Origin of the sequence: Pseudomonas sp. FP2294, assembly GCF_030687625.1 — a bacterium.
Taxonomy (GTDB): domain Bacteria; phylum Pseudomonadota; class Gammaproteobacteria; order Pseudomonadales; family Pseudomonadaceae; genus Aquipseudomonas; species Aquipseudomonas shahriarae.
Window position 1 is genome coordinate 5,568,958 of the sequence record NZ_CP117441.1, and the last position, 26,633, is coordinate 5,595,590.

26 protein-coding genes are annotated in these 26,633 nt (G+C 60.0%); 10 read left to right on the plus strand and 16 right to left on the minus strand.

Annotation, left to right across the window (positions count from 1 at the left end; translation table 11 throughout):
* Nucleotides 1-11: 11 nt before the first annotated feature.
* From PSH73_RS25185 to PSH73_RS25200, 4 genes are all read right to left on the minus strand, one after another.
* Nucleotides 12-1,124, minus strand: coding sequence for a polyamine ABC transporter substrate-binding protein (locus PSH73_RS25185; RefSeq protein WP_057440608.1), 1,113 nt, complete (start codon nucleotides 1,122-1,124; stop codon nucleotides 12-14).
* 178 nt (nucleotides 1,125-1,302) lie between these two features.
* Complete coding sequence (locus tag PSH73_RS25190) at nucleotides 1,303-2,667, minus strand: aspartate aminotransferase family protein (protein ID WP_057960974.1); 1,365 nt, start codon at nucleotides 2,665-2,667, stop codon at nucleotides 1,303-1,305.
* A 55-nt stretch (nucleotides 2,668-2,722) separates the two neighbouring features.
* The gene (locus PSH73_RS25195) at nucleotides 2,723-4,081 is read right to left on the minus strand and encodes a glutamine synthetase family protein (RefSeq protein WP_029289457.1); all 1,359 of its coding nucleotides are present in this window, start codon (nucleotides 4,079-4,081) and stop codon (nucleotides 2,723-2,725) included.
* A gap of 39 nt (nucleotides 4,082-4,120) precedes the next feature.
* Nucleotides 4,121-4,909: a gamma-glutamyl-gamma-aminobutyrate hydrolase family protein gene (locus tag PSH73_RS25200; protein ID WP_057960925.1), complete on the minus strand. Its 789-nt coding sequence runs from the start codon at nucleotides 4,907-4,909 to the stop codon at nucleotides 4,121-4,123.
* 278 nt (nucleotides 4,910-5,187) lie between these two features.
* On the opposite strand from PSH73_RS25200, the gene PSH73_RS25205 reads away from it, so the two are divergent.
* Together PSH73_RS25205 and PSH73_RS25210 are read left to right on the plus strand one after the other, a co-directional pair.
* Nucleotides 5,188-6,564, plus strand: coding sequence for a glutamine synthetase family protein (locus PSH73_RS25205; RefSeq protein WP_057440427.1), 1,377 nt, complete (start codon nucleotides 5,188-5,190; stop codon nucleotides 6,562-6,564).
* A gap of 210 nt (nucleotides 6,565-6,774) precedes the next feature.
* The gene (locus PSH73_RS25210; RefSeq protein ID WP_057440428.1) at nucleotides 6,775-7,407 is read left to right on the plus strand and encodes a TetR/AcrR family transcriptional regulator; all 633 of its coding nucleotides are present in this window, start codon (nucleotides 6,775-6,777) and stop codon (nucleotides 7,405-7,407) included.
* A 106-nt stretch (nucleotides 7,408-7,513) separates the two neighbouring features.
* On the opposite strand, the gene PSH73_RS25215 is transcribed toward PSH73_RS25210, so the two are convergent.
* The 8 genes from PSH73_RS25215 to PSH73_RS25250 all read right to left on the minus strand — a co-directional run bounded on the left by PSH73_RS25215 (nucleotide 7,514) and on the right by PSH73_RS25250 (nucleotide 14,640).
* The gene (locus tag PSH73_RS25215) at nucleotides 7,514-7,729 is read right to left on the minus strand and encodes a molybdopterin-binding protein (RefSeq protein ID WP_003213899.1); all 216 of its coding nucleotides are present in this window, start codon (nucleotides 7,727-7,729) and stop codon (nucleotides 7,514-7,516) included.
* 27 nt (nucleotides 7,730-7,756) lie between these two features.
* The gene (gene ssuB, locus PSH73_RS25220; protein ID WP_057960926.1) at nucleotides 7,757-8,563 is read right to left on the minus strand and encodes an aliphatic sulfonates ABC transporter ATP-binding protein; all 807 of its coding nucleotides are present in this window, start codon (nucleotides 8,561-8,563) and stop codon (nucleotides 7,757-7,759) included.
* A complete protein-coding gene (ssuC, locus tag PSH73_RS25225) occupies nucleotides 8,560-9,348 on the minus strand; it encodes an aliphatic sulfonate ABC transporter permease SsuC (protein ID WP_029289469.1) in 789 nt (262 codons plus the stop codon). The genes ssuB and ssuC overlap by 4 nt, the downstream gene beginning before the upstream one ends.
* Before the next feature lie 9 nt (nucleotides 9,349-9,357).
* Nucleotides 9,358-10,506, minus strand: a complete 1,149-nt coding sequence (gene ssuD, locus PSH73_RS25230; protein WP_057960927.1) for an FMNH2-dependent alkanesulfonate monooxygenase — start codon at nucleotides 10,504-10,506, stop codon at nucleotides 9,358-9,360.
* A gap of 25 nt (nucleotides 10,507-10,531) precedes the next feature.
* Nucleotides 10,532-11,500, minus strand: a complete 969-nt coding sequence (locus tag PSH73_RS25235) for a sulfonate ABC transporter substrate-binding protein (protein WP_305461583.1) — start codon at nucleotides 11,498-11,500, stop codon at nucleotides 10,532-10,534.
* 93 nt (nucleotides 11,501-11,593) lie between these two features.
* Nucleotides 11,594-12,187, minus strand: coding sequence for an NADPH-dependent FMN reductase (gene ssuE / locus PSH73_RS25240; protein WP_305461585.1), 594 nt, complete (start codon nucleotides 12,185-12,187; stop codon nucleotides 11,594-11,596).
* A gap of 316 nt (nucleotides 12,188-12,503) precedes the next feature.
* On the minus strand, nucleotides 12,504-13,142 hold the full coding sequence (locus tag PSH73_RS25245; protein WP_057440433.1) for a peroxiredoxin: 639 nt from the start codon (nucleotides 13,140-13,142) through the stop codon (nucleotides 12,504-12,506).
* 172 nt (nucleotides 13,143-13,314) lie between these two features.
* Nucleotides 13,315-14,640: an OprD family porin gene (locus PSH73_RS25250; protein ID WP_198791885.1), complete on the minus strand. Its 1,326-nt coding sequence runs from the start codon at nucleotides 14,638-14,640 to the stop codon at nucleotides 13,315-13,317.
* Between the two features lie 369 nt (nucleotides 14,641-15,009).
* Between PSH73_RS25250 and tauA the strand changes: the two genes are divergently transcribed.
* Entirely contained in the window at nucleotides 15,010-15,996 is a 987-nt protein-coding gene (gene tauA / locus PSH73_RS25255; protein WP_120734310.1) for a taurine ABC transporter substrate-binding protein, read from the plus strand.
* Between the two features lie 71 nt (nucleotides 15,997-16,067).
* Here tauA and argA read toward each other — a convergent pair whose 3' ends face one another.
* Complete coding sequence (gene argA, locus PSH73_RS25260; protein ID WP_169989459.1) at nucleotides 16,068-17,366, minus strand: amino-acid N-acetyltransferase; 1,299 nt, start codon at nucleotides 17,364-17,366, stop codon at nucleotides 16,068-16,070.
* 135 nt (nucleotides 17,367-17,501) lie between these two features.
* On the minus strand, nucleotides 17,502-18,650 hold the full coding sequence (argE, locus tag PSH73_RS25265) for an acetylornithine deacetylase (protein WP_169960088.1): 1,149 nt from the start codon (nucleotides 18,648-18,650) through the stop codon (nucleotides 17,502-17,504).
* Between the two features lie 160 nt (nucleotides 18,651-18,810).
* Between argE and PSH73_RS25270 the strand changes: the two genes are divergently transcribed.
* Nucleotides 18,811-20,178, plus strand: a complete 1,368-nt coding sequence (locus tag PSH73_RS25270) for an inorganic triphosphatase (RefSeq protein WP_305461587.1) — start codon at nucleotides 18,811-18,813, stop codon at nucleotides 20,176-20,178.
* 94 nt (nucleotides 20,179-20,272) lie between these two features.
* On the opposite strand, the gene PSH73_RS25275 is transcribed toward PSH73_RS25270, so the two are convergent.
* Nucleotides 20,273-20,743: an Lrp/AsnC family transcriptional regulator gene (locus PSH73_RS25275; RefSeq protein WP_057440435.1), complete on the minus strand. Its 471-nt coding sequence runs from the start codon at nucleotides 20,741-20,743 to the stop codon at nucleotides 20,273-20,275.
* A gap of 127 nt (nucleotides 20,744-20,870) precedes the next feature.
* Between PSH73_RS25275 and PSH73_RS25280 the strand changes: the two genes are divergently transcribed.
* The 6 genes from PSH73_RS25280 (at nucleotide 20,871) to PSH73_RS25305 (ending at nucleotide 26,186) form a co-directional block, all read left to right on the plus strand.
* Nucleotides 20,871-21,206 (plus strand): hypothetical protein, encoded by a 336-nt coding sequence (locus tag PSH73_RS25280; protein ID WP_057960933.1) that lies wholly within the window; start codon nucleotides 20,871-20,873, stop codon nucleotides 21,204-21,206.
* A gap of 84 nt (nucleotides 21,207-21,290) precedes the next feature.
* Nucleotides 21,291-23,042, plus strand: a complete 1,752-nt coding sequence (locus PSH73_RS25285; RefSeq protein ID WP_057960934.1) for a GspE/PulE family protein — start codon at nucleotides 21,291-21,293, stop codon at nucleotides 23,040-23,042.
* 75 nt (nucleotides 23,043-23,117) lie between these two features.
* Nucleotides 23,118-24,038 carry an SPFH domain-containing protein gene (locus PSH73_RS25290; RefSeq protein WP_027608388.1) on the plus strand — a complete coding sequence of 307 codons (921 nt, stop codon included), beginning with the start codon at nucleotides 23,118-23,120 and terminating at the stop codon, nucleotides 24,036-24,038.
* 10 nt (nucleotides 24,039-24,048) lie between these two features.
* A complete protein-coding gene (locus tag PSH73_RS25295; RefSeq protein WP_057440437.1) occupies nucleotides 24,049-24,495 on the plus strand; it encodes an NfeD family protein in 447 nt (148 codons plus the stop codon).
* 69 nt (nucleotides 24,496-24,564) lie between these two features.
* The gene (locus PSH73_RS25300; RefSeq protein WP_057440438.1) at nucleotides 24,565-24,882 is read left to right on the plus strand and encodes a DUF2388 domain-containing protein; all 318 of its coding nucleotides are present in this window, start codon (nucleotides 24,565-24,567) and stop codon (nucleotides 24,880-24,882) included.
* Between the two features lie 164 nt (nucleotides 24,883-25,046).
* Entirely contained in the window at nucleotides 25,047-26,186 is a 1,140-nt protein-coding gene (locus tag PSH73_RS25305) for a DegT/DnrJ/EryC1/StrS aminotransferase family protein (protein ID WP_057960935.1), read from the plus strand.
* A 42-nt stretch (nucleotides 26,187-26,228) separates the two neighbouring features.
* Here PSH73_RS25305 and gcvH read toward each other — a convergent pair whose 3' ends face one another.
* The gene (gene gcvH / locus PSH73_RS25310; protein WP_057440440.1) at nucleotides 26,229-26,612 is read right to left on the minus strand and encodes a glycine cleavage system protein GcvH; all 384 of its coding nucleotides are present in this window, start codon (nucleotides 26,610-26,612) and stop codon (nucleotides 26,229-26,231) included.
* Between the last annotated feature and the right edge of the window lie 21 nt (nucleotides 26,613-26,633).

Here is a 26,633-nt window from a genome sequence, read left to right on the forward strand (position 1 = left end):
CCTATCAAGGCTTATTTACCCGACTTGATCTTGGTCCAGCTGCGCGTCAGCAGGCGCTGGGTAGCGGCCGGCAGATCGCTGATTGCATACAGCTTGGCTTTCACTGCATCCGACGGATAGATGCTCGGGTCACCCGAGATATCCTTGCTCACCAGCGGCGTGGCAGCCTTGTTACCGTTCGGGAAACGTACGCTGTTGGTGATTTCAGCCATGACTTCAGGTTTGAGCAGGTAGTTCATGAACTGGTAGGCGGCGTCCAGGTTCTCGGCATCTTTGGGGATGGCGACCATGTCGTAGAAGCTGCCTGCGCCTTCCTTGGGAATGGCGTAGGAAACTTTAACCTTGCCACCGGCTTCAGCCGCGCGGGATTTGGACTGTTCCAGGTCACCCGAGTAACCCACGGCCACGCAGATGTTGCCGTTGGCCAGGTCCGAGATGTACTTGGAGGAGTGGAAGTAACCCACCGAAGGACGGATCTTGAGGAACAGCGCTTCGGCTTCAGCCAGTTGCTTCTTGTCCTGGCTGTCGGTCGGGTAGCCCAGGTAGTGCAGGGCCACCGGGATCATTTCGGTTGGCGAGTCAAGGAAGCTCACGCCACAGCTTTTGAGTTTTTCGATGTTCTCGGGCTTGAACAGCACATCCCACGAGTCGATCTTGTCGACGCCCAGCGCAGCCTTGACCTTGTCCGGGTTGTAGCCGATGCCGATGGTGCCCCACATGTAGGGGAATGCGTGCAGGTTGCCTTTGTCGCTGGCATCACCCACGGCCTTGAGCAGGTCGGTGTCGAGGTTCTTCCAGTTTGGCAGCTTGGACTTGTCCAGCTCCTGATACACACCGGCCTTGATCTGCTTGGCCAGGAAGTTGTTCGACGGTACGACGATGTCGTAGCCGGACTTGCCCGCCAGCAGCTTGGCTTCCAGGGTTTCGTTGCTGTCGAAAACGTCGTACACCACCTTGATGCCGGACTCTTTCTCAAAGTTGGCTACGGTGTCCGGTGCAATGTAGTCGGACCAGTTGTAGACGTGCAGCACTTTGTCGGCAGCCTGGGCCGTGCCTGCCATTGCGCCCATCAGGGACAAGGCCAGGAGGGTCTTGCCGGCGTTCTTCAAACCTAATGCCTTCATTCGGTCATGCTCCAATTTTTCTTTTTTGGGCCACATTTTTCTACGTTTCATGGCCCGTCGAAGGGCGACAAAACAGGGCGACAGTCTGGCAAGTTCAGGGGCCGGCTTTCAACCAAAGCCCCGCATTTATCATTACCCGAATGCAACAGCCGCAGCCGCTGCATCCTGAGCCTAGCACTTAGCCCTGCAATGCCGCCAAAGTCAGGTCCAGGCAATGGCGAGCCTTGGTCACCAGCTCGTCAATCTCGGCCTTGCTGATCACCAGCGGCGGCGAAATGATCATGGTGTCGCCCACGGCGCGCATGATCAGGCCATTTTCGAAGCAGAAGGTGCGGCAGATCATACCCACGCCCTTTCCTTCATAACGCTTGCGCGTGGCCTTGTCCTGGACCAGCTCGATCGCACCCAACATGCCGACACCGCGCACTTCGCCCACCAGCGGATGATCCGCCAGCTCGCGTAGACGCTTCTGCAAATACGGTGCCGTTTCGTCATGGACGCGGCTGACAATTTTTTCATCGCGCATGATGCGGATGTTTTCCAGGGCCACCGCAGCAGCCACCGGGTGCCCGGAATAGGTGAAGCCGTGGTTGAAATCGCCGCCTTCGTTGAGCACCGCCACCACTTCGTCGCGCACAATCAGGCCGCCCATGGGGATATAGCCCGAGGTCAGGCCCTTGGCGATGGTCATCATGTCCGGCTTGAGATCGTAGAAATCGCTACCGAACCACTCACCGGTGCGGCCAAAGCCACAGATCACTTCGTCGGCGACAAACAGGATGTCGTACTTGGCGAGGATTTCCTTGATGCGCGGCCAGTAGCTGGCTGGCGGCACGATCACACCGCCGGCGCCCTGGATCGGCTCGGCAATAAAGGCTCCGACGTTGTCCACGCCCAGTTCCAGAATTTTCTCTTCCAGTTGGTTGGCGGCCCACACCCCGAACTCTTCAGGGCTCATGTCGCCGCCTTCGCCGAACCAGTACGGCTGGGCGATATGCACGATGCCCGGGATCGGCAAGTCGCCCTGCTCGTGCATATAAGTCATGCCGCCCAGGCTGGCGCCGGCCACGGTGGAACCGTGGTAGCCATTCTTGCGGCTGATGATGGTTTTCTTGTTCGGCTGGCCCTTGATCGCCCAGTAGTGGCGGACCATGCGCAACATGGTGTCGTTGCCTTCGGAGCCGGAGCCGGTGAAGAACACGTGGTTCATGCCGGCCGGGGCGATATCGGCGATGGCCTTGGCCAGTTCCAGCACCGGCGGGTGGGCAGTCTGGAAGAACAGGTTGTAGTAAGGCAGTTGTTTCATCTGCTTGGCGGCGGCGTCAGCCAGCTCATCGCGGCCATAACCGATGGCCACACACCACAGGCCGGCCATGCCGTCGAGGATCTTGTTGCCTTCGCTGTCCCACAGGTAAACGCCCTTGGCGTTGGTGATGATGCGCGGGCCTTTCTCTTTCAACTGCTTGAAGTCGCTGAACGGCGCCAGGTGATGATCGTTGCTCAGGGCTTGCCATTCACGGGTTTGCGGGTTGTTGCTGGACATACCAATCTCCAAAAAGTAGGTGAAGGTGCGGCCCATCCTGGCCGCACCCGGCGCATCAGACGGCGAAGAGCAGGAATTCCCGCTCCCACGAACTGATCACGCGCTTGAAGTTTTCATGCTCGGCCCGCTTGACCGCGACGTAGCCAGTGATGAATTTGTGACCCAGGTATTTCTCGATGGTCTTGCTGTTTTCCATGCGTTCCAGTGCATCTTCGATGGTCAACGGCAGGCGCAGGTTGCGTCGCTCGTAGCCACGACCGACCACCGGGGCGCTCGGGCTGATGCCTTCGACCATGCCGATATAACCGCACAGCAGGCTGGCGGCGATGGCCAGGTACGGGTTGGCATCGGCGCCCGGCAGGCGGTTTTCCACGCGGCGGTTCTGCGGGCCGGCATCCGGCACGCGCAGGCCCACGGTGCGGTTCTCTTCACCCCACTCCACGTTCACCGGCGCCGAGGTGTCGGGCAGGAAGCGGCGGAACGAGTTGACGTTGGGCGCAAACAGCGGCAACAGCTCGGGGATGAACTTCTGCAGGCCACCGATGTGGTGCAGGAACAGCTCGCTCTTGGAGCCGTCCTCATTGGAGAACACATTTTTGCCGGTGGCGATATCAATGATGCTCTGGTGCAGGTGCATGGCACTGCCGGGCTCGCCGGTCATCGGCTTGGCCATAAAGGTGGCGGCCACGTTGTGCTTGAGCGCGGCTTCACGCATGGTGCGCTTGAACACCAGGATCTGGTCGGCCAGGGACAGGGCATCGCCGTGACGGAAGTTGATTTCCATCTGCGCCGTGCCGTCCTCGTGGATCAGGGTGTCCAGGTCCAGCTCCTGCAGCTCGCACCAGTCGTAGACGTCTTCGAACAGCGGGTCGAATTCGTTGGCCGCTTCTATAGAGAAGGACTGGCGACCGGTTTCCGGGCGGCCGGAACGGCCAATCGGCGGTTGCAACGGGAAGTCCGGGTCTTCGCAGCGCTTGGTCAGGTAGAACTCCATCTCCGGCGCCACGATGGGCTGCCAGCCTTTGTCGGCGTAGAGCTTGAGGACTTTCTTGAGCACGTTGCGCGGCGACAGCTCGATCGGGTTGCCTTGCTTGTCGTAGGTGTCGTGGATCACCTGGGCGGTGGGCTCGATGGCCCAGGGCACCAGGAACACCGCGTTCTGGTCGGGACGGCAGATCATGTCGATGTCGGCCGGGTCGAGCAATTCGTAATAGATGTCGTCTTCGACATAGTCGCCGGTCACGGTCTGCAACAGAACGCTCTCGGGCAGGCGCATGCCTTTTTCGGCAATGAACTTGTTGGTCGGCGAGATCTTGCCCCGGGTGATCCCCGTGAGGTCGCCAATCATGCATTCGACTTCTGTGATCTTGTGGTCTTTCAACCAATCGGTGAGCTGGTCGAGGTTGTTACTCATAAATGCCTCTGGGCTGGGTTTCCTGACATCCATTAAAGGTCAGGCGTTGTTTGACGCGTGTGCGTCTCTTTGTTTCGCCCGCGTTCGGCAGGCATCGCCAAATGCCTGGAAGATCGCGAGGTAGTACGGGTTGGAGCTTACCTGCCATTCGGGGTGCCATTGCACTCCTAATGCAAAAGCGTCTGCAAATGCCTTGCCCTGTTTGAGCGAAAAAGCCTCGATCAGGCCATCCGGCGCGGTCGCTTCGACCTGCAGGCCCGGCGCCAGGCGCTCAACGCCCTGGCTGTGGATCGAATTGACCTGGATCGTGGCCGGCAAGCCCAGGCCCGCCAATACCCCGCCCGGCGTGATCGCCACGGCGTGCGCCGGGCCGTACTGGATATCCAGCGGCTGGGTATCGTCTTCGCGATGATCAAGCATACCCGGCAACTCATGAACCTTCTGGTGCAGGCTGCCGCCCAGGGCCACGTTCATTTCCTGGAAGCCCCGGCAGATCCCCAGCACCGGCACACCTGCGGCAATCGCAGCACGAATCAGCGGCAGGGTGCTCTGGTCCCGTGCAGGATCATGAGCAGTCCCGGGCGCGCTGGCCGGACCGTCGTAATGATAGGGTTCGATATTGGAAGGGGAGCCGGTAAAGAGAATGCCATCCAGACCGTCAAGAATATTGGCCGGTTCGAACAGCTCCGCCAGGGACGGAATAATCAATGGCAGGCCCTTGGCAGCGACTGCCACGGCGCGGACGTATTTGTCGCCACTGATGTGATAAGCATGCAGACCAACCTGTTTGGAGCAGGCGGTGACGCCGATTAACGGCAGGCCAGACATGAAGCACCCCGGTATTATTGCTGTTATGGGTTTGAATCGAGCTTAGCCTTGTTCATTTTTTTACACAACACCCCCGTAAAAAATACAACACGGCCCGCTCAAGCCTGCTAGTCCCAAGCCGGTCAAACTGGCAAAACTGCCCAAAAAAGCCGCAAAAAACCCCTCAAGGCGCTTTTTTAGGGCAAAAAAGGCCTCGCTTGACTTCGGCAAGCCGTTCGGGTTGACTGAAACCAGAAAAGATCAATGATTGATATTTTTAACAACAAAGGTGTTGCATCATGTCGGTACCCCCGCGTGCCGTTCAGCTTAACGAAGCGAACGCGTTCCTTAAGGATCATCCTGAGGTTCTGTACGTAGACCTTCTAATTGCGGATATGAATGGTGTGGTGCGCGGTAAGCGCATCGAACGCACCAGCCTCCACAAGGTTTACGAGAAAGGCATCAACTTGCCGGCCTCTTTATTTGCCCTGGATATCAATGGCTCAACGGTGGAAAGCACCGGCCTGGGTCTGGACATCGGTGATGCTGACCGAATCTGTTATCCAATCCCCGACACCCTGTGCAATGAACCCTGGCAAAAGCGCCCTACCGCGCAACTGCTGATGACCATGCACGAACTTGAAGGTGAACCTTTCTTCGCCGATCCGCGCGAAGTGCTCCGCCAAGTTGTAACCAAGTTTGACGACATGGGCCTGACCATCTGCGCCGCCTTCGAGCTTGAGTTCTACCTGATCGACCAGGAGAACGTGAACGGCCGGCCACAACCTCCCCGCTCGCCGATTTCCGGCAAACGCCCGCACTCGACACAGGTCTACCTGATCGACGACCTCGACGAATACGTCGACTGCCTCCAGGACATTCTGGAAGGTGCCAAAGAGCAAGGCATCCCGGCTGACGCCATCGTCAAGGAAAGTGCCCCGGCGCAGTTCGAAGTGAACCTGCACCACGTCGCCGACCCGATCAAGGCGTGCGACTACGCGGTACTGCTCAAGCGTTTGATCAAGAACATTGCCTACGACCATGAGATGGACACCACCTTCATGGCCAAGCCTTACCCAGGCCAGGCCGGCAATGGTTTGCACGTGCATATTTCGATCCTGGACAAAGACGGCAAGAACATCTTTGCCAGCGAGGATCCCGAGCAGAACGCCGCATTGCGTCACGCGATCGGCGGTGTGCTGGAGACCCTGCCTGCACAAATGGCCTTCCTGTGCCCCAACGTCAACTCCTACCGTCGTTTCGGCGCACAGTTCTACGTGCCGAACTCGCCGTGCTGGGGCCTGGACAACCGCACCGTGGCGATTCGCGTACCGACCGGCTCGTCCGACGCCGTCCGTATCGAACACCGCGTGGCCGGCGCCGATGCCAACCCTTACCTGCTGATGGCTTCGGTCCTGGCGGGCGTGCACCACGGTCTGACCAACAAGATCGAACCTGGCGCACCGGTGGAAGGCAACAGCTACGAGCAGAACGAGCAAAGCCTGCCGAACAACCTGCGCGATGCCCTGCGCGAGTTGGACGACAGCGAGGTGATGGCCAAGTACATCGACCCGAAATACATCGATATCTTCGTCGCCTGTAAGGAAAGTGAGCTGGAGGAGTTTGAACACTCCATCTCCGACCTTGAGTACAACTGGTACCTGCATACCGTGTAAGCGGATGCTGCAACAAATGAACGCTGCAGGCTTATGGCCTGCGGCGTTTTTTATGGCCTGCTATCTCGTTCCTACGCTCTGCGTGGGAATGCAGCCCGTGGTGCTCTGCGTCACAACAGCGGACGCAGAGCGTCCTAAGAGGCGTGCCCACGCAGAGCGTGGGAACGATCAAGGTCGCGTACAATGCCCGCTGCCCTGTAGGAGACATCCATGACCCGCCCCGCCGCCCCTCGCAAACCCCGCGCCCGCAGCCAGGCCCGGATCGACGCGATCCTCGATGCTGCCCGCACCCTGCTGGCCGCCGAAGGCGTGGCCAGTCTGTCGATTTACAGCGTGGCCGAACGGGCGCAGATTCCGCCGTCATCGGTGTATCACTTTTTCGCCAGCGTCCCGGCCTTGCTCGAAGCCCTGACCGCTGACATTCACGCCGCCTTCCGCGCCGCGCTGCAAGCCCCCATCGACCACGACAGCCTGCACCACTGGCGCGACCTGTCGCGCCTGGTGGAGTTGCGCATGCTGGCGATCTACAGCAAGGACGCCGCCGCCCGCCAACTGATCCTCGCCCAGCACGGCCTCACCGAAGTGACCCAGGCCGACCGCCAGCATGACCTGGAGTTGGGGGACTTGATGCAGCAAGTGTTCAACCGCCACTTTGAAGTGCCGGTGCTGCCGGCGGATGTGGACGTGTTTGCCCTGGCGCTGGAGCTGAGCGACCGCGTGTATGCACGCTCGGTGCATCAGCATGGGCAGATCACCCCGCGCATGGCGGAGGAAGGGATGCGGGTGTTTGATGCGTATGTGGGGCTTTATTTGCCGGTGTTTTTGCCCAAGCGCCCTCAATGATCGTTCCCACGCTCTGCGTGGGAACGCCTCATAGGACGCTCTGCGTCCGCTCTTGTGACGCAGAGCGTCACGGGGTGCATTCCCATGCAGAGCGTGGGAACGATCATCACAGTTTAGCGATCGACACCTCGGTGGATTTCACAAAGGCAATCACTTCACTGCCAATCACCAGCTCCAGCTCTTTCACCGAGCGGGTGGTGATCACCGACGTGACGATACCGGACGCGGTCTGCACGTCGATTTCCGACAGTACGTCGCCTTCGACGATTTCCTTGATGGTGCCTTTGAACTGGTTACGCACGTTGATCGCTTTGATAGTCATGGTGTTATTCCTCAAGGGACAAGTGAGTTAGTGCGCCCAACGCAACTGCGTAGGCAACGGTGAAACAGGTTCCGGCTCAGGCGGCGTGCCGGGCAGTGACAGCACACGGTTAAGCACTTCGGTTTCCAGGGCCGCCAGGCGATGGGAGCCACGGACCCGCGGGCGCGGTAGTTCGACGTGCAGGTCGAGGCCGATTTCGCCGTCTTCGATCAGGATCACCCGATCGGCAATGGCCACGGCTTCGCTGACGTCATGGGTCACCAGCAACACGGTAAACCCGTGTTTGCGCCACAGGTTCTCGATCAGTTGCTGCATCTCGATCCGGGTCAGGGCATCCAGCGCGCCCAAGGGTTCATCCAGCAGCAACAGGCGCGGTTGGTGAATCAAGGCGCGGGCCAGGGCCACCCGTTGTTTCTGGCCACCGGACAACACCGCTGGCCATTCATCGGCACGCTCGGCCAGGCCGACCGCTTCCAAGGCCTCCATGGCCTGGGGTCGCCAGTTGCCCTTAAGGCCCAGGCCGACGTTATCAATGATCTTTTTCCACGGCAGCAGGCGCGCTTCCTGGAACATCAGCCGCGTGTCTTCCAGGGCTTCGCTCAACGCTGCAGAGCCGGCCAGCAACTCGCCGCTGCTGGCTTCATCCAGGCCGGCCAGCAGGCGCAGCAAGGTACTTTTGCCGCAGCCGCTGCGCCCGACCACGGCGACAAATTGACCCGCCGGAATATGCAGGTCGATGCCCTTGAGCACCTCCCGCGCGCCAAATGCCTTGCGCAATGTGCGCACCGCCAACGGGATGCCCCGCAGCAGACGTGGAGGTTGTTGGGCGGTCATGCCGCACCTCCTTTATGCACTTGATAGGCCGGATGCCAGCGCAGCCAAACCCGCTCCAGGCCACGCGCGGCAAGGTCCGCCAACTTGCCGAGTACCGCGTACAGCACAATCGCCAGCACCACCACGTCGGTTTGCAGGAACTCCCGGGCATTCATCGCCAGGTAGCCAATACCGGAACTGGCAGAGATGGTTTCCGCAACGATCAGCGTCAGCCACATAAAGCCCAGGGCAAAACGCACCCCCACCAGGATCGAGGGCAAGGCCCCGGGCAGGATCACCTGGCGAAACAGGCTGAAGCCCGACAAACCATAACTGCGTGCCATCTCCACCAGCGCCGGGTCGACGTTGCGGATACCGTGATAGGTGTTGAGGTAGATCGGGAACAGCGTGCCGAGGGCGACCAGGAAAATCTTCGCCGTTTCATCAATGCCAAACCACAGAATCACCAGCGGGATCAGCGCCAGGTGCGGCACGTTGCGAATCATCTGCACCGAGCTGTCCAGCAGGCGCTCACCCCATTTCGACAGGCCGGTGATAAACCCCAGGGCCAGGCCGATGCCGCCGCCGATCACAAAACCGAGGCCGGCGCGCCAGCCGCTGATGGCCAGGTGCGTCCAGATTTCACCGCTGCTGACCAGGTGCACCCCGGCTGCAATCACCGCGCTGGGGGCCGGCAGAATCCGTGTCGACAACCAGCCCGCCGACACCGACAACTGCCACACCGCCAGCAACAGGATCGGCAGCGCCCAGGGTGCCAGTCGATGCAAAATCCGTTGACTGTTCATGACGGCGCCTCAGCTCTGTGACGCGGCTTTGGGAAGAATGTCGTTGGCCACCATTTCGCCAAACGGGCTGACGTAGCCGGCGCTTTTCGGCAGCTCGGGACGTTCGATATCCAGGTGCGGGAACAGCAGCTCCGCGACCCGGTACGACTCTTCCAGGTGGGGATAGCCGGAGAAGATAAAGGTGTCGATGCCCAGGTCCGCGTACTCCTTGACCCGCGCCGCCACGGTCGGGCCGTCGCCCACCAGCGCCGTGCCGGCCCCGCCACGTACCAGGCCGACACCGGCCCACAGGTTGGGGCTGACTTCGAGGTTGTCGCGGCTGCCACCATGCAGGGCGGCCATGCGTTGCTGGCCCACCGAATCAAAGCGCGCCAGGGATGCCTGGGCCCGCGCAATGGTGTCGTCGTCCAGGTGGGAGATCAGTTTGTCGGCGGCTTTCCATGCCTCCTCGTTGGTTTCACGCACGATCACATGCAGGCGAATACCGAAGCGCACAGTGCGCCCGAGCTTGGCCGCCTTGGCCCGCACCTGTTCGATTTTTTCCGCCACCGCAGCCGGCGGTTCGCCCCAGGTCAGGACCATTTCCACTTGTTCGGCTGCCAGGTCCTGGGCCGCTTCGGAAGATCCGCCGAAGTACAGCGGCGGCCGAGGTTGCTGGATCGGCGGGTACAGCAGCTTGGCGCCTTTGACGCTGATGTGCTGGCCGTCGTAGTCCACGGTTTCGCCTTCCAGCACGCGACGCCAGATGCGGGTGAATTCCACCGAGGCCTGGTAACGCTCCTCATGGCTGAGGAACAGACCGTCGCCGGCCAACTCCTCCGGATCACCGCCGGTCACCAGGTTGAACAGCGCCCGGCCACCGGACAGCCGGTCCAGGGTCGCCGCCTGCCGCGCCGCCACCGTCGGGGAAATGATCCCGGGGCGCAGAGCGACAAGAAACTTCAAACGCTGGGTCACCGGGATCAACGAGGCGGCCACCAGCCACGAGTCTTCGCAGGAGCGTCCGGTAGGGATCAACACCCCGCCAAAGCCCAGGCGATCAGCGGCCTGGGCCACCTGTTGCAGATAACCGTGATCCACGGCGCGAGCGCCTTCAGCGGTGCCCAGATAATGGCCGTCGCCATGGGTAGGCAGGAACCAGAAAATAGTGAGGCTCATGGAGTTGTCTCCTGAAGAAATCGGATTACGGCGCTTTGGCAACGCTCGCAGGTGGCGTCCAGATCACGTCCTTGATGCTCAAGGGCTTGGGAATCAATTTGAGTTGGTAGAAGCTGTCGGCGATTTTCTGCTGGGCGGCGACCACTGCCGGGGTCAGGAACAGCGCGCCGTAGCCTTGGCGCTTCACCGAAGTCAGGGTGATGTCAGCCGGCAGGCCGAGCAGCGGTGCGACTTGCTCAGTGACTTCCTGAGGGTTGGCCTTGGACCATTCGCCCACGGCGCGCACTTCCTCAATCAGCGCCTTGATTACCTCGGGGTGTTTTTCGGTGTAAGGCTTGGTGGCCAGGTAGAACTGGTGGTTATCGGCAATGCCGGTGGCGTCACGCAGGGTGCGGGCTTGCAGTTGCTTCTCGGTAGCCGCCTGGTACGGGTCCCAGATGACCCAGGCGTCGACACTGCCACGCTCGAAGGCGGCACGGGCGTCGGCGGGTGGCAGGAACACGGTCTGTACGTCGGTGTATTTCAGGCCAGCGTCTTCCAGGGCGCGCACCAGCAGGTAATGCACGTTGGAGCCCTTATTGAGCACGACTTTCTTGCCCTTGAGCTCGGCCACCGATGTGATCGGCGAGTCCTTGGGTACCAGGATGGCTTCGCTGGTCGGCGCTGGCGGTTCGTAGGCGACGTAGAGCAGATCGGCACCGGCGGCCTGGGCGAACACCGGCGGAGTCTCGCCGGTGACGCCAAAGTCGATGGAGCCCACATTCAGCCCTTCCAGCAACTGCGGGCCACCGGGAAATTCGGTCCACTGCACGTTCACGCCCTGCTCAGCCAGGCGTTTTTCCAGGGTACCCTTGGCCTTGAGCAGCACCAGGGTGCCGTACTTCTGATAACCGATCCGCAGGATTTCTGCGGCTTGGGCTTGAACAATGGCGCCGAAGGACACAGCCGCAGCAAACAGTGCGACCAGGCCCCGACGCAAGATGACAGTGCGCATGGCGCTCTCCAAATTGACGATGAGGGTTGTGGCTGCACCTGCTTGGCCGTTGGCGGCTGAGTAAGGTGAGGGTTTCTGGTATTCGGGTTCGGCTTAGATGCTCCAGCGAGCACTCAACAAACGTTCATTCAACACATGGGGGTCCAGCAGTTGCGGGCGGCGAGCCATGGCGCTGTAGAACTGCTCCAGGGCTTCGCTCAAGCGTTGTTCAAGGATCGGCACCAACTGCGCCTGGGCACTGCCTTCGCCGTAGGCAATTTGGCTGTCTTCGGCAAAAATCCCATGCAGCAGCTCCTGGGCTTTCAGCGCCGACAGCACCGGTTTCAAGGCGTAATCCACTGCCAGCATGTGGGCAATGCTGCCGCCGGTGGCCATGGGCAACACCACTTTGTGGGCCAGGGCCCGTTCCGGCAGCAGGTCGAGGACGGTTTTCAACGCGCCGGAAAACGAGGCCTTGTACACCGGCGTGGCAATCACCAGACCATCGGCATTGGCCACTTGGGCCAGCAGGTCGAGCACCTTCGGGCTGTCAAAGCGGGCATACAGCAAATCTTCGGCCGGGAAGTCCCGCACCTGATAACTCACCACTTCCACGCCTTGCTGCTGCAACCAGCGCCGGGAATGATCCAGCAAGACCCCGGAGCGGGAACGCTGACTGGGACTGCCACCAAGTGTTACGACCAGCATCTGGAGTTTCCTTGAGCAAGTGTCGGCGGTTCGCAGTGCAGCGATGGCGCCAAGATGGAACAGACCATATCAGCAGATTTATATATCTATAAATCTTATTTATTCATTTGTTTATTCTTAAATTGCATATGAGAAAGAGCATTCGGCGGGCGAAAAAAAAGGCCGTCGAAACGGCCTGAAAACCCCTGCTATGTGAGTCCTGAAATGCGATTAACTTGTGGGAGCGGGCTTGCTCGCGATTGCGGCGTATCAGTCAGCACATTTCTTGCTGAACCACCGCATTCGCGAGCAAGCCCGCTCCCACATTGGATTCGGGTTACCGGTTGGGCTGCGGGGTCAGCCGCAGATAGGGCTTAACCGCACGATAGCCCTTGGGAAAGCGTTTCTTGATCTCTTCCTCATCCTTGAGCGAAGGCACGATCACCACCTCATCACCGTCCTGCCAGTTGGCCGGCGTCGCGACCTTGTAGTTGTCGGTCAGCTGCAGCGAGTCAATGACCCGCAGGATTTCATGGAAGTTACGCCCGGTGCTGGCCGGGTAGGTGATGGTCAGGCGAATCTTTTTGTTCGGGTCGATCACGAACAGCGAACGCACAGTAAGCGTGTCATTGGCATTGGGATGGATCAGGTCGTACAGGTCCGAGACCTTGCGGTCGGCATCCGCCAGGATCGGGAAGTTGACGACGGTGTGCTGGGTTTCGTTGATGTCCTCGATCCACTTGTGGTGGGAGTCCACCGGATCCACCGACAGGGCAATGGCCTTGACCCCACGGTTGGCGAACTCGTCCTTGAGCTTGGCGGTAAAACCCAGCTCGGTGGTGCACACCGGGGTGAAGTCCGCCGGGTGGGAAAACAACACACCCCAGCTGTCGCCCAGCCACTCGTGGAAACGAATCTTGCCGGCGCTGGAATCCTGTTCAAAGTCGGGGGCGATATCGCCCAGTCTGAGGCTCATGGTGTGGCTCCTGATGGGTGCTTATGGAACCCACTGTGCCTGTGCCTGGAGTAATTTAAAAAGAATAAATATCGATTTGTTTAGATGATAAATGAATATGAATAGTCTGCACGTGGGCCATCATGCAAAAAAAAACCTCGCGATAAACGCGAGGTTTTTTTCTTAACTTGGCTTACAGGAAGCTGTAAGTGTAGTTAAAGATCAGACGAGTCTGATCCTGGTCCTGAACGCCGGTACCGCTACCGCGATAGACACCGTGACGCAGCGTGGTGCCGAAGCCTTTCAGGGCACCCTGCTGGATGGTGTAGTCGATGCGCATATCGCGCTCCCACTCGGACTGGTCGCTGCCACCGTTCTTGGCTTTGATGTTGTCGCCACGCAGGTAAACAATCGAGGTTTTCAGACCTGGAACGCCCAACGCAGCGAAGTCATAGGAGTACTGACCGAAGGTGGTGTTTTCACCCGCACGCACGAAAGGGTTGATCATGCTATCGGTGAAGAGGTAGAAGCTGGAACCACCGGCACCTTCGTTACGACCATTGCCGTCGACAACGTTGCCTTGGTTCATCCAGACAAAACCGCCATCATCATTGACGCGCTGGTGACCCAGCAGGAACGCACTGCCACCCAAGGTGTAAGTGAACATGGCGCTCCAGGTTTTGTTATTAACCTCGCCAGCGTCCTTCGCGTAACCGCCGTTGTTGCTGAACTGATAGCCAGCCTGGCCATTCTTGCCGTCGGAGCTGCTATCGAAGTAGCGCACGTCGGTTTTGAACGACTGACCTTCGGTGATCGGGTAGACGTGAACCAGGCCCAGGAAGTGTTGCTTATAGAAGTCTTCCAGGTTGGCGTAGTAGTACTGCAAGGTCAGGTCTTTGGTGACCTTCCAATCAGCACCGCCAAAGCGGAACTGGTTACTTTCCTGAGTAGCGCCCGCGATAGACAGGCCCGTGCTGTTGGTCGAAGCACGGCCGGTGGCGTGCTCAAGTTGACCGGCGTTAAACGTCACATTGTCGATTTCTTTGGAAGTGACAGTGCCGCCTTCAAAGGTCTGTGGCAGCAGACGGCCGTCGCTTGCAATCAGAATCGGCAGGTTTGGCGCCAGAGCGCCACCCAGGTGCGCTTCGGTCTTGGAGAAGCGGGCTTTGACGTTGGCGCTCGCGCTGCTCCAATTGCTCACAGCCGAACCGTCGGTGTCGCTTGGAACGAAAGAGTTGTTGTCTGGGTGATGACCACGGCCACCGTCCAGGTGAATGCCGACCAATGCCTGGGCATCAATACCAAAACCAACGGTGCCCTCAGTGAAACCAGACTGGACGTTGAACTTCAGGCCAGTGGCCGTTTCGCGCTGGTCAGCACCGCCTTCGCGTTGATCGTTATCAAAATACAGGGTCCGAGAACTGACGGATGCCTTGGTGTCTTCAACAAAACCAGCGGCGCCTGCTTGCTGAGCCAAAACCCCAGCCGCGATGGCGAACGCCAATGTGGACTTCTTCATGTACCGCTCCTCTCGTTTCTAATTTTTGTAGTTCTTTGGTCTCGGGTCTGACGCCCTCGATCCACAGATGCGCGATTAGCGCCAGATAGTGACTGACAAGTCAATCGTAACCTTGTGTGTCTACTACTTTCGTCTAACCGCAGTTGATTTGGTCCTTGCAGGGTAATGAGTTTTTCATACACCCAAAAAGAATTATTTCATCCTTTTTCATACTATTCAGGAATAACACTTTCCATGGAGCAACTAGCCCGCAGTGGGGTATCGCTCCATAAGCTAATTCCCAAAGGGTATTTGTTGGCCATTTTTTAGATCGTTTAGTGTGAGCAGAATCTTGCACACGTCACTCACGATCAAAAAGGCGACGCCATCATGGCCAAACGCGCATCCTCTAGTCAATTTGTTACAGTTTTACTATCGCTTACACTTTCTATTGGCGTGCAGGCAGCCAACCTCACCATCGGCTACCAGACCGGCATTGATCCGAGCAAAGTGCCCCAGGCCGATGGTCTTTACGAACAAGCCATTGGCGAGAAAATCGACTGGCGCCGCTTCAACAGTGGCCCGCAAGTCATCACCGCGATTGCCTCAGGCGATGTGCAGATCGGCAATCTCGGCTCCAGCCCGTTGGCGGCCGCCGCATCCCGTAATCTACCCATTGTGGCGTTCATCGTATCGGCTCAAATCAATAGTTCTGAAGCTTTGGTAGTGCGTAACGGTAGCCAAATTGACGCACCCAAGGACCTGATCGGCAAAACCATTGCCACTCCTTTTGTCTCCACATCCCACTACAGCCTGCTCGGGGCCTTGAAACACTGGGGCCTGGACACCCGCCAGGTGAAAGTGGTGAACCTGCAACCGGCGCAAATTGCCGCAGCCTGGAAACGCGGGGATATCGACGGCGCCTTTGTCTGGTCGCCGGCCCTGGGAGAAATCCGCAAGACCGGCAAGACGTTGACCGACGCCACCGAGGTGGGCCAATGGGGCGCGCCGACGTTCGAGGTGTGGGTAGTGCGCAAGGACTTTGCCGAGAAACATCCGGAGGTCGTGGCCAAGTTTGCCAAGATCACCCTGGATTCGTTTGCCGACTATGCAGCCAATAAAAGCAGCTGGACGGTGGATTCCGCCCCGGTGCAAAAGATCGCCCGGTTGACCGGCGCAAACGCCGCAGACATCCCCGAACTGCTGGAAGGCAGCACCTTCCCCGATGCACAGGCGCAGCGAACCGACGCCTTGCTCAATGGTGGGACAGCCAAGGCCATTGGGGAGACGGCGAAGTTTCTTAAGGAACAAGGGAAAGTAGAGACCGTGTTACCGGACTATTCGGCCTATGTGACCGGAAAATTCATCAAAGAATAAACCCGGACAAAGAATGTGGGAGCGGGCTTGCCCGCTCCCACATTAGGTATTGGGTGTACCGAATACCGTGTTTACAGGGTCTTTTCGAAGATCTTCGAGTTACGCTGGAAGTTGTACAACGAGGCCCGCGCCGACGGCAGGCGATCCACGCTGCTCGGCACAAAGCCGCGCTCGCGGAACCAGTGGGCGGTGCGGGTCGTCAGCACGAACAAGGTCTTCAAGCCTTGGGTGCGGGCGCGGGTTTCGATGCGCTCCAACAGCTCATCGCCACGGCCGCCATGGCGATACTCCGGATTGACCGCCAGGCACGCCAGTTCGCCAGCATCCGAGTCGGCAATCGGGTACAGCGCAGCGCAGGCGATGATCATGCCTTCGCGTTCCACTACGCTGAATTGCTCGATTTCCCGCTCCAGCACTTCCCGGGAGCGGCGTACCAGAATGCCCTGTTCTTCCAGTGGGCTGATCAGGTCCAGCAAGCCGCCGACATCTTCAATCGCCGCCTCACGCACCAGTTCGAACTGCTCCTGGGCCACCAGGGTACCGCCGCCGTCGCGGGTAAAAAGCTCGGTCAACAGCGCACCGTCCTCGACATAACTGACGATATGGCTGCGCCCCACGCCCCCACGACAGGCCTCGGCCGCCGCATCCAGCAGTTCGGCCTGGTAATTGTTGCCCAGGCGCTGCAGGTGCACCGGTACTTGTTGCGGGCGCAGTTCGCGCACCAGCCGGCCGTTTTCGTCGATCAGGCCCAGGTCTGCGCCAAACAGCAGCAGCTTGTCGGCGCCCAGGTCGATGGCGGCGCGGGTGGCCACATCTTCACAGGCCAGGTTGAAAATCTCCCCGGTCGGCGAATAGCCCAGGGGCGACAGGACGACAATGGAGCGTTCGTCGAGCAGGCGGTTGATACCCTTGCGGTCGACCCGGCGCACTTCGCCGGTGTGGTGGTAGTCGATGCCGTCCAGCACGCCGATAGGCCGCGCGGTCACCAGGTTGCCGCTGGCCACCCGCAGGCGCGAGCCCTGCATCGGCGAGGACGCCATGTCCATGGACAGCCGCGCTTCGATAGCGATACGCAGGTGGCCGACCGCGTCGATCACGCACTCCAGGGTCGCGGCATCGGTGATGCGCATCCCATCGTGGTAATGCGGGGTCAGGCCGCGAGCGGCGAGGCGGGTTTCGATTTGCGGGCGCGAACCATGCACCAGTACCAGGCGCACGCCGAGGCTGTGCAGCAGCACCAGGTCATGGACGATATTGCCGAAGTTGGGGTGATCCACACCATCACCCGGCAGCATGACCACAAAGGTGCAGTCACGGTGGGCATTGATGTAGGGCGAAGCGTGGCGAAGCCAATTGACGTATTCGGGCATAAAACCTGGGCCTGTAATAAAAAGCAGCCAAAAAAGGATGAATCGCTAAACGCACAGCGGGCTGATGGTTATCGTCGGAACAGGCTTGGCGACACGCTCGCTCTCCTTTTAAGTACGGGATGCAATGGGGTTAATTTATGCAGGCTTGAGGCAGTAATGTTCAATCAATTCCCGCAATAGACGCACTGTAGGCGTCAAGCGTGACATTTCAAGGTACTCGCCCGGCTGGTGGGCGCAGGCGATGTCCCCAGGGCCGAGTACCAGGGTTTCACAACCAAGGCGCTGAAGATAAGGCGCTTCAGTGCCGAACGCTACTGCTTCGGCACGATGACCGGTCAATCGTTCCGCGACCCGCACCAGTTCGGCGTCTTCAGGCTGCTCGAAGGGCGGTACTTCGGGGAACAGCGGCGCGTAGTCGATCTGCACCTGATGGCGCTCGGCGATGGGCCGCAGTTTCTGGCGGATGGCCTCGCGCAACACCTGGGGATCCATGCCGGGCAAGGGCCGCAGGTCGAACTCCAGGGAGCACTGGCCGCAAATGCGATTGGGGTTATCGCCACCGTGGATGCAGCCGAAATTCAAGGTCGGCTGGGGCACACTGAACTGTGGGTTGCGGTACTCCCGTTGCCAGGCCAGGCGCAGGCCGCGCAGCTCGCCCATGGCGTCATGCATGGCTTCGAGGGCGCTGTGGCCCAGGCTCGGGTCCGACGAATGGCCGCTGCGGCCGAGGATATCAATGCGTTCCATCATCACGCCTTTGTGCAGGCGGATCGGCTTGAGGCCTGTGGGCTCGCCAATCACCGCGGCACGCCCCAGCGGGCGTCCGGCTGCAGCCAGGGCGCGGGCGCCGGCCATGGAGCTTTCTTCATCACAGGTGGCGAGAATCAGCAGCGGCTGCTTGAACGGTTGATCCAACAGCGGCAGGACCGCTTCGATGGCCAGCGCGAAAAACCCCTTCATGTCGCAGCTACCCAGCCCTACCCAACGGCCGTCGACTTCCGTCAGCTTCAGCGGATCGGTCTGCCACAGCGCTTCATCGTACGGCACCGTATCGCTGTGCCCCGCCAGCACCAGGCCACCGGGGCCGCTGCCGAAGCTGGCCAACAGGTTGAATTTGCCGGGGCTGACTTGCTGGATATCGCAGGCAAAACCCAGGTCGCCGAGCCAGGTGGCAAGCAAGTCGATCACCGGGCGGTTGGTCTGGTCGAGAGACGCTTGGGTACAACTGACAGAGGGCGCGGCAATCAGGGCGGCAAATTGTTCTTTCATGGACGGTAAAGGCATGCGCTGTCTCTCAACTTCCACAGATGAAACCCATCATAGAACCATCTGCGCTGCACAATAAACCCGTTGCGGCACGTTGCCCGGCTCAGTCCTGTACACTGCACGACCTTGGCAGCCACCTATTCTCCCGGCTGCACTCCCGATCCTGGATGTTCCGGCCATGCAAAAAGAAACCGAAATCAAGCTCCGCGTCAGTCGCGAGACCCTCGCCGCGCTGCGTGAGCACCCGCTCCTGAAAAAACGCAACAAAAGTGGCTGGGAACGCCGTGAGTTGATGAACCAGTACTTCGACACCCCCGAGCGCGACCTGGCCCAGGCCAAGGTTGCCCTGCGCCTGCGCAAGGATGGCGACGAAGTGATCCAGACCCTCAAGACCCGCGGCCACAGCGTTGCCGGCTTGTCGGAGCGTAATGAATACGACTGGAAACTGGCCAAGGCCAAGCTCGACGTGAAGAAACTCGACGGCGAATGCTGGCCCGAGCAACTGGCCGAGCTGGACAAAAAGACCCTCAAGCCGATCTTCACCACCGACTTCGTGCGTGAACGTGCCGAGATCGCCTGGGGCCGTGGCAAGGCCAAGGTGGTGATCGAAGCCGCCCTGGACCTAGGCCATGTGATTGCCGGCAAGCAGAAGGAAGAAATCTGCGAGCTGGAGCTGGAGCTGCGCGAAGGCGAACCTGCCGCCCTGCTGGAACTGGCTGCCGAACTGGCCCAAACCCTGGCGCTGATGCCCTGCGATATCAGCAAGGCCGAGCGCGGTTATCGCCTGTTCGACGCCAACAGCTATTCCCTGAGCCTGCCGGCCCCGCAACTGCAACCAGAAATGCCCCTGGACGACGCCTTCGCCGCGCTGACCTGGCATTTGCTGGGCAGCAGCCAGCGCCTGGCCGAACAGTACCGTTTCAACGGTCACTGGCGCCTGTTGCAGGACTGGGTAGACAACCTCGCCGAAATGCGCGCCCTGATCGGCAGCCTTGGCCAGGCCGCGCCACGCCAATCCACCAGCGAACTGCGCAGCGCCCTCGACGCCCTGCTGGAAGACTGGCGCCCGCTGGTCCAGGCCGGTGAAGACGATGAAGACGTGCGCAAGGCCGCGCCGGAACAGTTCCTCGAAGAATTGACCGACGTGCGCTGGGGCCTGTTCTCACTGAACACGTCCCGCTGGGTGCTGGCCCGCACCTGGACCCTGGAGCGCAATGTGCGCGGCAACCGCCAAGGTGCGGCCCAGGTCGCCAACTGGCTGCCACGCCTGCTGGCCGACGAAGCCGTCGCCCTACGCCTGCCGCGCTACCAGCAACAGCCGGAAGACCTGGCCGAGCAACTGCCGCGCATCGAGCGTCTGCAGGCCTGGCTGCACCATGCCCGTCACCTGCTGGAGGTTCCAGAACTGGATCGCTTGTACGGTGAACTGAACAAGTTGGCGGCACTGGCCAACCAGCCGATCACCGATGAGTCGCTGGATGCGCGGATGCATCAGGTGATTGCGGTGTATCAGAACCGTGCCTGGAAGACCTTGTTGCGCATGTAAGATTGCTATCGCGGGCAAGCCCACACACATTTGACCGAGCTTTCTAGAGGAGACCGGTTTGAAGGTGGGCTTGCCCGCGATGACACCCGCCCTCTCACCGCAACACTGGCAGACTGGTAGTGGACTTGATCTCCGACAGTGCCACAATCGAGTTGACCTCCTGTATCCCCGGCACCATCGACAGTTTCTCGAAGAAGAAACGCTCATATGCCTCGATATCCGAGGTGACAATGCGCAGTAGAAAATCCACCGACCCCATCAGCACATAACACTCCAGCACTTGCGGGAACCCGCGAATCGCCTCGGTGAATTCCGTGAAGTTGGAACGCCCGTGGGCGTTGAGTTTGACCTCGGCAAAGATCTGCGTGTTAAGGCCGATTTTCTTGCGGTCGAGCAACGTCACCTGGCCTCGAATCACCCCCTCCTCCTTGAGCCGCTGGATCCGTCGCCAGCAGGGCGACTGCGACAGGCCGACCTGTTCGGCAATCTGCGCGCTGGAGAGCGATGCGTCTTCCTGGAGCAGCGCCAGAATCCGGCGGTCGTAGATATCCAACTCACTGTGCATAAAAATACCTTTCAATCCATATTCTGCGAATTGTCTGATTCATTTATAAGGCATATCACTCCAACATAGATAAGAAATACCCCACAGCCCATGTAAAAATTTCTCCAGTCAAACTCGGAGAACGGCCATGCATTCAGTCCCCGCCAGCCCAGCCACGCGCCTCGACGCCTGGGCAGTCAGCAACAGCCATTGCCAGGCGCGCTATCAGATCCTCGCCGAGGCTGAACCCGATGTGCTGTGTCGGATCCTCAATTACTTCGCCTTGCAGTTTTTGGTGCCACAACAGGTGAGCGTGACACGCGACGAAGACCTGCTGAACATCGACGTGGTGATGGATGGCCTGAGCTGGCACCGCGCCCAGGTGATCGGCGAAAAACTTCGTAACCTGATCAGCGTGTGCTCGCTCGAACTGCAACCCGTTGAATCCACGAGGCTGCAAACCGTACAGGCAGTGGCGCAGTAAAAAGCGGCAACAACCCTCGGGGCGACAGCAACCAGGACCGGACTAGCCTTGGCGCTACCACTTGAAACCGCCCAGGAAACCACCATGCCCGCTGCGCCAGAACTTCAGGATCGCAGGCTTTGCCTCGACGAACTGCTGCCCGCCCTCACCGCCCACGGCATGCTCGACAACGCCCTGGCCGAGCGCTTGCGGCGCACCCCGGGCAATGGCTTGCACCCGCTGGAATTGCTTGCCAACCAGTCACTGCCCGATCCCGCCCGGCCCGGCATGGCGCTGTCCCTGGAGCAACTGACGCAATGGCTCGCCAGTCATGTGGGGCAACCCTATCTGCGCATCGACCCGCTGAAAATCGACGTAGCAAGCATGGTGCCCCTGATGTCCCACGCCTTCGCCCAGCGCCACCATATCCTTGCCGTCGCCCTTGATCGCGACAGCGTGACGGTGGCCAGTGCCGAACCGTACCTGCGAGAGTGGGAGGCCGGCCTGGCCCACGTGTTGAAACGCTCGATCAAGCGCGTACTGGCCAACCCCCAGACGATCCGCAGTTGTACCCAGGAGTTCTTCCGGCTGGCCCGGTCGGTCAGCGGGGCCGACCAGACCACCCCCACGGCGGTCCCTGCCGAACAACTGCTGCACCTGGGTGCCGGCGACCAGGAGCCCGATGCCAACGATGCGCACATCGTCAACATTGTCGACTGGTTGCTGCAATTTGCCTTCGGCCAGCGCGCCAGCGATATCCATATCGAACCCGGTGGCGACCAGGGCCGCGTGCGTTTCCGTATTGATGGGTTGCTGCACGATGTCTATCAGTTTCCGCCCCAGGTCACGACCGCCGTGGTCAGCCGCCTGAAAAGCCTCGGCCGGATGAATGTCGCCGAGAAGCGCAAACCCCAGGATGGCCGGGTCAAGACCAAGACGCCCACGGGTATCGAAGTGGAACTGCGCCTTGCGACCCTGCCCACGGCCTTCGGCGAGAAGCTGGTGATGCGGATTTTCGATCCCCAGGTGCTGCTTCAGGACTTCCCGCAGTTGGGACTGTCGGCCGATGACCTGCAGCGCTGGCAACATATGACCGGCCAGGCCAACGGTATCATCCTGGTCACAGGCCCCACCGGATCAGGCAAGACCAGCACGCTCTATACCACCCTGCGACAGCTGGCGACCCGCACGGTCAACCTGTGTACGGTGGAAGATCCGATCGAGATGGTGGAGCCCGCCTTCAACCAGATGCAGGTCCAGCACAATATCGACCTGACCTTTGCCAGCGGCATCCGCGCGCTGATGCGCCAGGATCCGGACATCATCATGATCGGCGAGATCCGCGACCTGGAAACCGCTGAAATGGCGATCCAGGCGGCATTGACCGGCCACCTGGTGCTGTCGACCCTGCACACCAACGACGCCCCCAGCGCGATCAGTCGCCTGCTGGAACTGGGCATCCCCCATTACTTGATCAAGGCCACATTAATTGGGGTCATGGCCCAGCGTCTGGTGCGCCGGTTGTGCCCGCACTGTAAAAGCCCGGTGGCACTGAACCAGGACGATTGGCGCAGCGCCACCCAGTCCTGCACGCCGCCCCCCGCCAGCGTATACCGGGCCAACGGATGCGCAGAGTGTCGGGAAAGTGGCTATCGTGGACGCATCGGGGTCTACGAGATCATGCTGATGAATGACGCGGCGAAGGCCGTGGTCGGCGCCGATACCGATCTGCAGGCCTTGCGTCGCGAGGCGCTCAAGGGCGGCATGCACAGCCTGCGATTGTCGGGCGCCCACAAGGTTGCGGCGGGGCTGACCACCCTGGAAGAAGTGTTAAGGGTCACGCCTGCGAACGAGTAAACCGTTCTTATCTGCGACAAGCCCGTTACAATCGACAGACCTCGCGTTACCGCCACCACCAGACAAGGAATCGTTATGCAGATCGGAACAGTGCTTCTTCTCTTCGTAGGCTTGGCCATCGCCATCCTGTTCATGGGCTTCAAGGTCGTACCCCAGGGCTACCAGTGGACAGTGGAGCGCTTCGGCCGCTACACCAATACGCTCAAGCCGGGCCTGAATATCATCATTCCGGTGATGGACCGCATCGGTCGCAAGATCAACGTCATGGAAAGCGTGCTGGATATTCCACCTCAGGAAGTGATCACCGCCGATAACGCCACGGTGCAGATCGACGCAGTGTGTTTCTTCCAGGTGGTGAACACCGCCCAGGCGGCGTACGAGGTGAACAACCTCGAACATGCGATCCGCAACCTGCTGCAAACCAATATCCGTACGGTGCTCGGCTCCATGGAGCTGGACGCCATGCTCAGCCAGCGCGACGGCATCAACGAGAAGCTGCTGCGCACGGTCGATGAAGCCACTGCTCCCTGGGGCATCAAGATCACCCGTATCGAGATCAAGGACATCAGCCCGCCTGCCGACTTGATGGCTGCCATGTCCGGTCAGATGAAGGCCGAGCGGATCAAGCGTGCCCAGATCCTCGAAGCCGAAGGCCTGCGGGCTTCTGCAATCCTGACCGCTGAAGGCAAGAAACAGGCGCAGATCCTCGAGGCTGAAGGGGGTCGTCAGGCCGCGTTCCTCGAATCCGAAGCCCGTGAACGTCAGGCCGAGGCGGAAGCCCGCGCTACGCAGGTCGTGTCGGAAGCGATTGCCACCGGTAACGTGCAGGCCATCAACTACTTTGTCGCGCAGAAATACATTGATGCCCTGGGCAAGCTGGCTTCGGCCAACAACAGCAAAGTGATTCTGATGCCGCTGGAGGCCAGCCAGGTCATCGGTGCGGTGGGCGGCATCGGCGAAATCGTCAAGGCTACCTTCGACAACAAGAAAGCCTGAGGCCGGCACCATGTGGGAATTCCTGCAACACCTGTCGTTCTGGGATTGGCTGGCGCTGGGCACGGTGCTGTTGATTCTTGAAGTGTTTGGTGCCGGCGGTTATCTGCTGTGGATGGGGATCGCGGCGGCGGCCGTTGGCGTACTCAAGTTCCTGATTCCGGGGCTTGGGCTGGAACTGCAACTGCTGCTGTTTGCCGTGCTGTCCATACTGACGGCGGTGTACTGGTGGAAGCGCCAGCGCAGCAGTGCCAAGGCCAGCGACCAGCCAGGGCTGAATATGCGCGGATCGGAGCTGGTTGGCCGCACCTTTGTGGTGCATCAGGCAATTATCGACGGTCGGGGCAAGATCAAGGTCGGTGACGGCGTCTGGATGGTCACCGGCCCCGATGCGCCTGTAGGGGCTCAAGTACGGGTGATTGGTCAGGACGGCGTGATTTTACGGATCGAAACTGTTTAGTCAGTCATGGAACTAGGCTGGGTTATCTACAATCAAACCGTTCAGATAACCCAGTCGGAGTCACCCATCATGCGTCTCAAATATGCTGTCGCCACCCTCGCCGTGCTCTCTCTCCCAGTTGGATCGGCCATGGCCGACAGCTTCTGGCGTAATGTCATCTCATCGGGCGCCACCACCGGCTCCACGTACCTGACCTTCAAGGACCACAAGCTGGTAGTCGCCGCCCAGGACGACGCCGGTAGCTTCGTCGCCAGCGACGGCGGCATCCGTGGCCCTTACCTGGAAGCCGCCATGCAGAAAGTGCGTGCCGACAACCCCGGCCTGAAGGCCACTGACATGGAACTGGCCAACGCCATCCTGGCGAAGAACGCCATCGCCGCCGAGTAATACACGACACGCAAAAAAGCCGCTTATGAAGCGGCTTTTTTGCGCTCGTCGTTCGACGATTCGTTCACGGACGACAGGCTATATTCAGTTGCCCCGTGCGACGATGCCGGGGTTGATATGAGCTTTTATTCTTAGTTCTTCTTAAAACGGATGCCTTCAACGTCATGAGCCAACTGCCCTTCCTGCCGTTTTCAAAACCTACCATTGATGAAGCCACCATCGCGGCGGTCGGTGATGTGTTGCGTTCCGGCTGGATCACCAGCGGGCCCAAGGTGCAGGCGTTCGAAGCGCAGCTGTCGGAATATTTTGGCGGCCGGCCGGTACGCACCTTCAACTCCGGCACCTGCACCATGGAGATTGCCTTGCGCATCGCCGGTGTCGGGCCGGGGGATGAAGTGATCACCACGCCGATTTCCTGGGTGGCAACGGCCAATGTGATTCTGGAGGTGGGCGCCACGCCGGTGTTTGCCGATATTGATCCGGTGACCCGCAATATCGACCTGGCCCGACTGGAAGCGGCTATTACGCCGCGCACCAAGGCGATCATCCCGGTGTACCTGGCCGGCCTGCCGCTGGACATGCCGATGCTTTACGCGCTGGCCAACAAGTACGGTCTGCGGATCATCGAGGATGCCGCCCAGGCGCTGGGCTCCCGTTGGGATGGCCAGCGCATTGGCGCCACCGGGGATTTTGTCTCGTTCAGTTTCCAGGCGAACAAGAACATCACCTGTTCCGAAGGCGGTTGCCTGGTATTGAACAATGCTGAGGAGGCGCGCCTGGCAGAGAAGTACCGCCTGCAAGGCGTGACCCGCAGCGGGTTTGATGGCCTGGACGTGGATGTATTGGGCGGCAAGTTCAACATGACCGATATCGCCGCCGCCATTGGCCTGGGCCAGTTTGCCCATATCGAGCAGATAACTGCCCATCGCCAAGCGCTGGCCCGGCATTATTTCGAGTGTTTTGGCAGCGACTTCGAGACAACGTACGGCGCACAATTACCGCCTGCGGACTTTGAAAACAGCAACTGGCACCTGTTCCAACTGGTACTGCCTGAGCGTGGGGATGGCCTGCCGGCCCGCGCCACGTTTATGGAGCGCATGCAGGCTCAGGGCGTGGGCATCGGCTATCACTACCCACCGATCCACTTGCTGAGTTTGTATCGGGCACAGGGATTCAGGGAAGGCATGTTCCCGGTAGCGGAAAAAGTCGGGCGTTTGATTGTGTCGTTGCCGATGTTTACAGCGATGACCAAGGCGGATGTGGAGCGTGCTGTCGCAGCGGTGAAGCAGGCGCTCAAGCCCTGACCTTTGCAGGAGCTGGCTTGCCGGCTCCTGCAGGGGGCGGTGTTATTCGCCGATGGCGGCTTTATAGCCAGCGGCATCCAGCAGCTTGTCCAGTTCGGCGGCATTGCTTGGCTTGACCTTGAAGATCCAGGCCTCGTACGGCTTGTCATTGAGCGACTCAGGGGCATCGGCCAACGCCTCGTTGACCGCAATCACTTCGCCCGACACTGGCGAATAAATATCCGAAGCAGCCTTCACCGACTCCACAACGCCTGCTGCGTCGCCTGCAGCGAACACTTTGCCCACCTCAGCCAACTCAACAAAAACCACATCACCCAATGCTTCCTGGGCGTGATCGGAGATCCCGACGGTCACACTGCCGTCAGCTTCCAGGCGTGCCCATTCGTGGCTTTCGGCAAAACGTAGTGCGGCAGGGATATCGCTCATAGTCTGTGTCCTCAAAAAGAA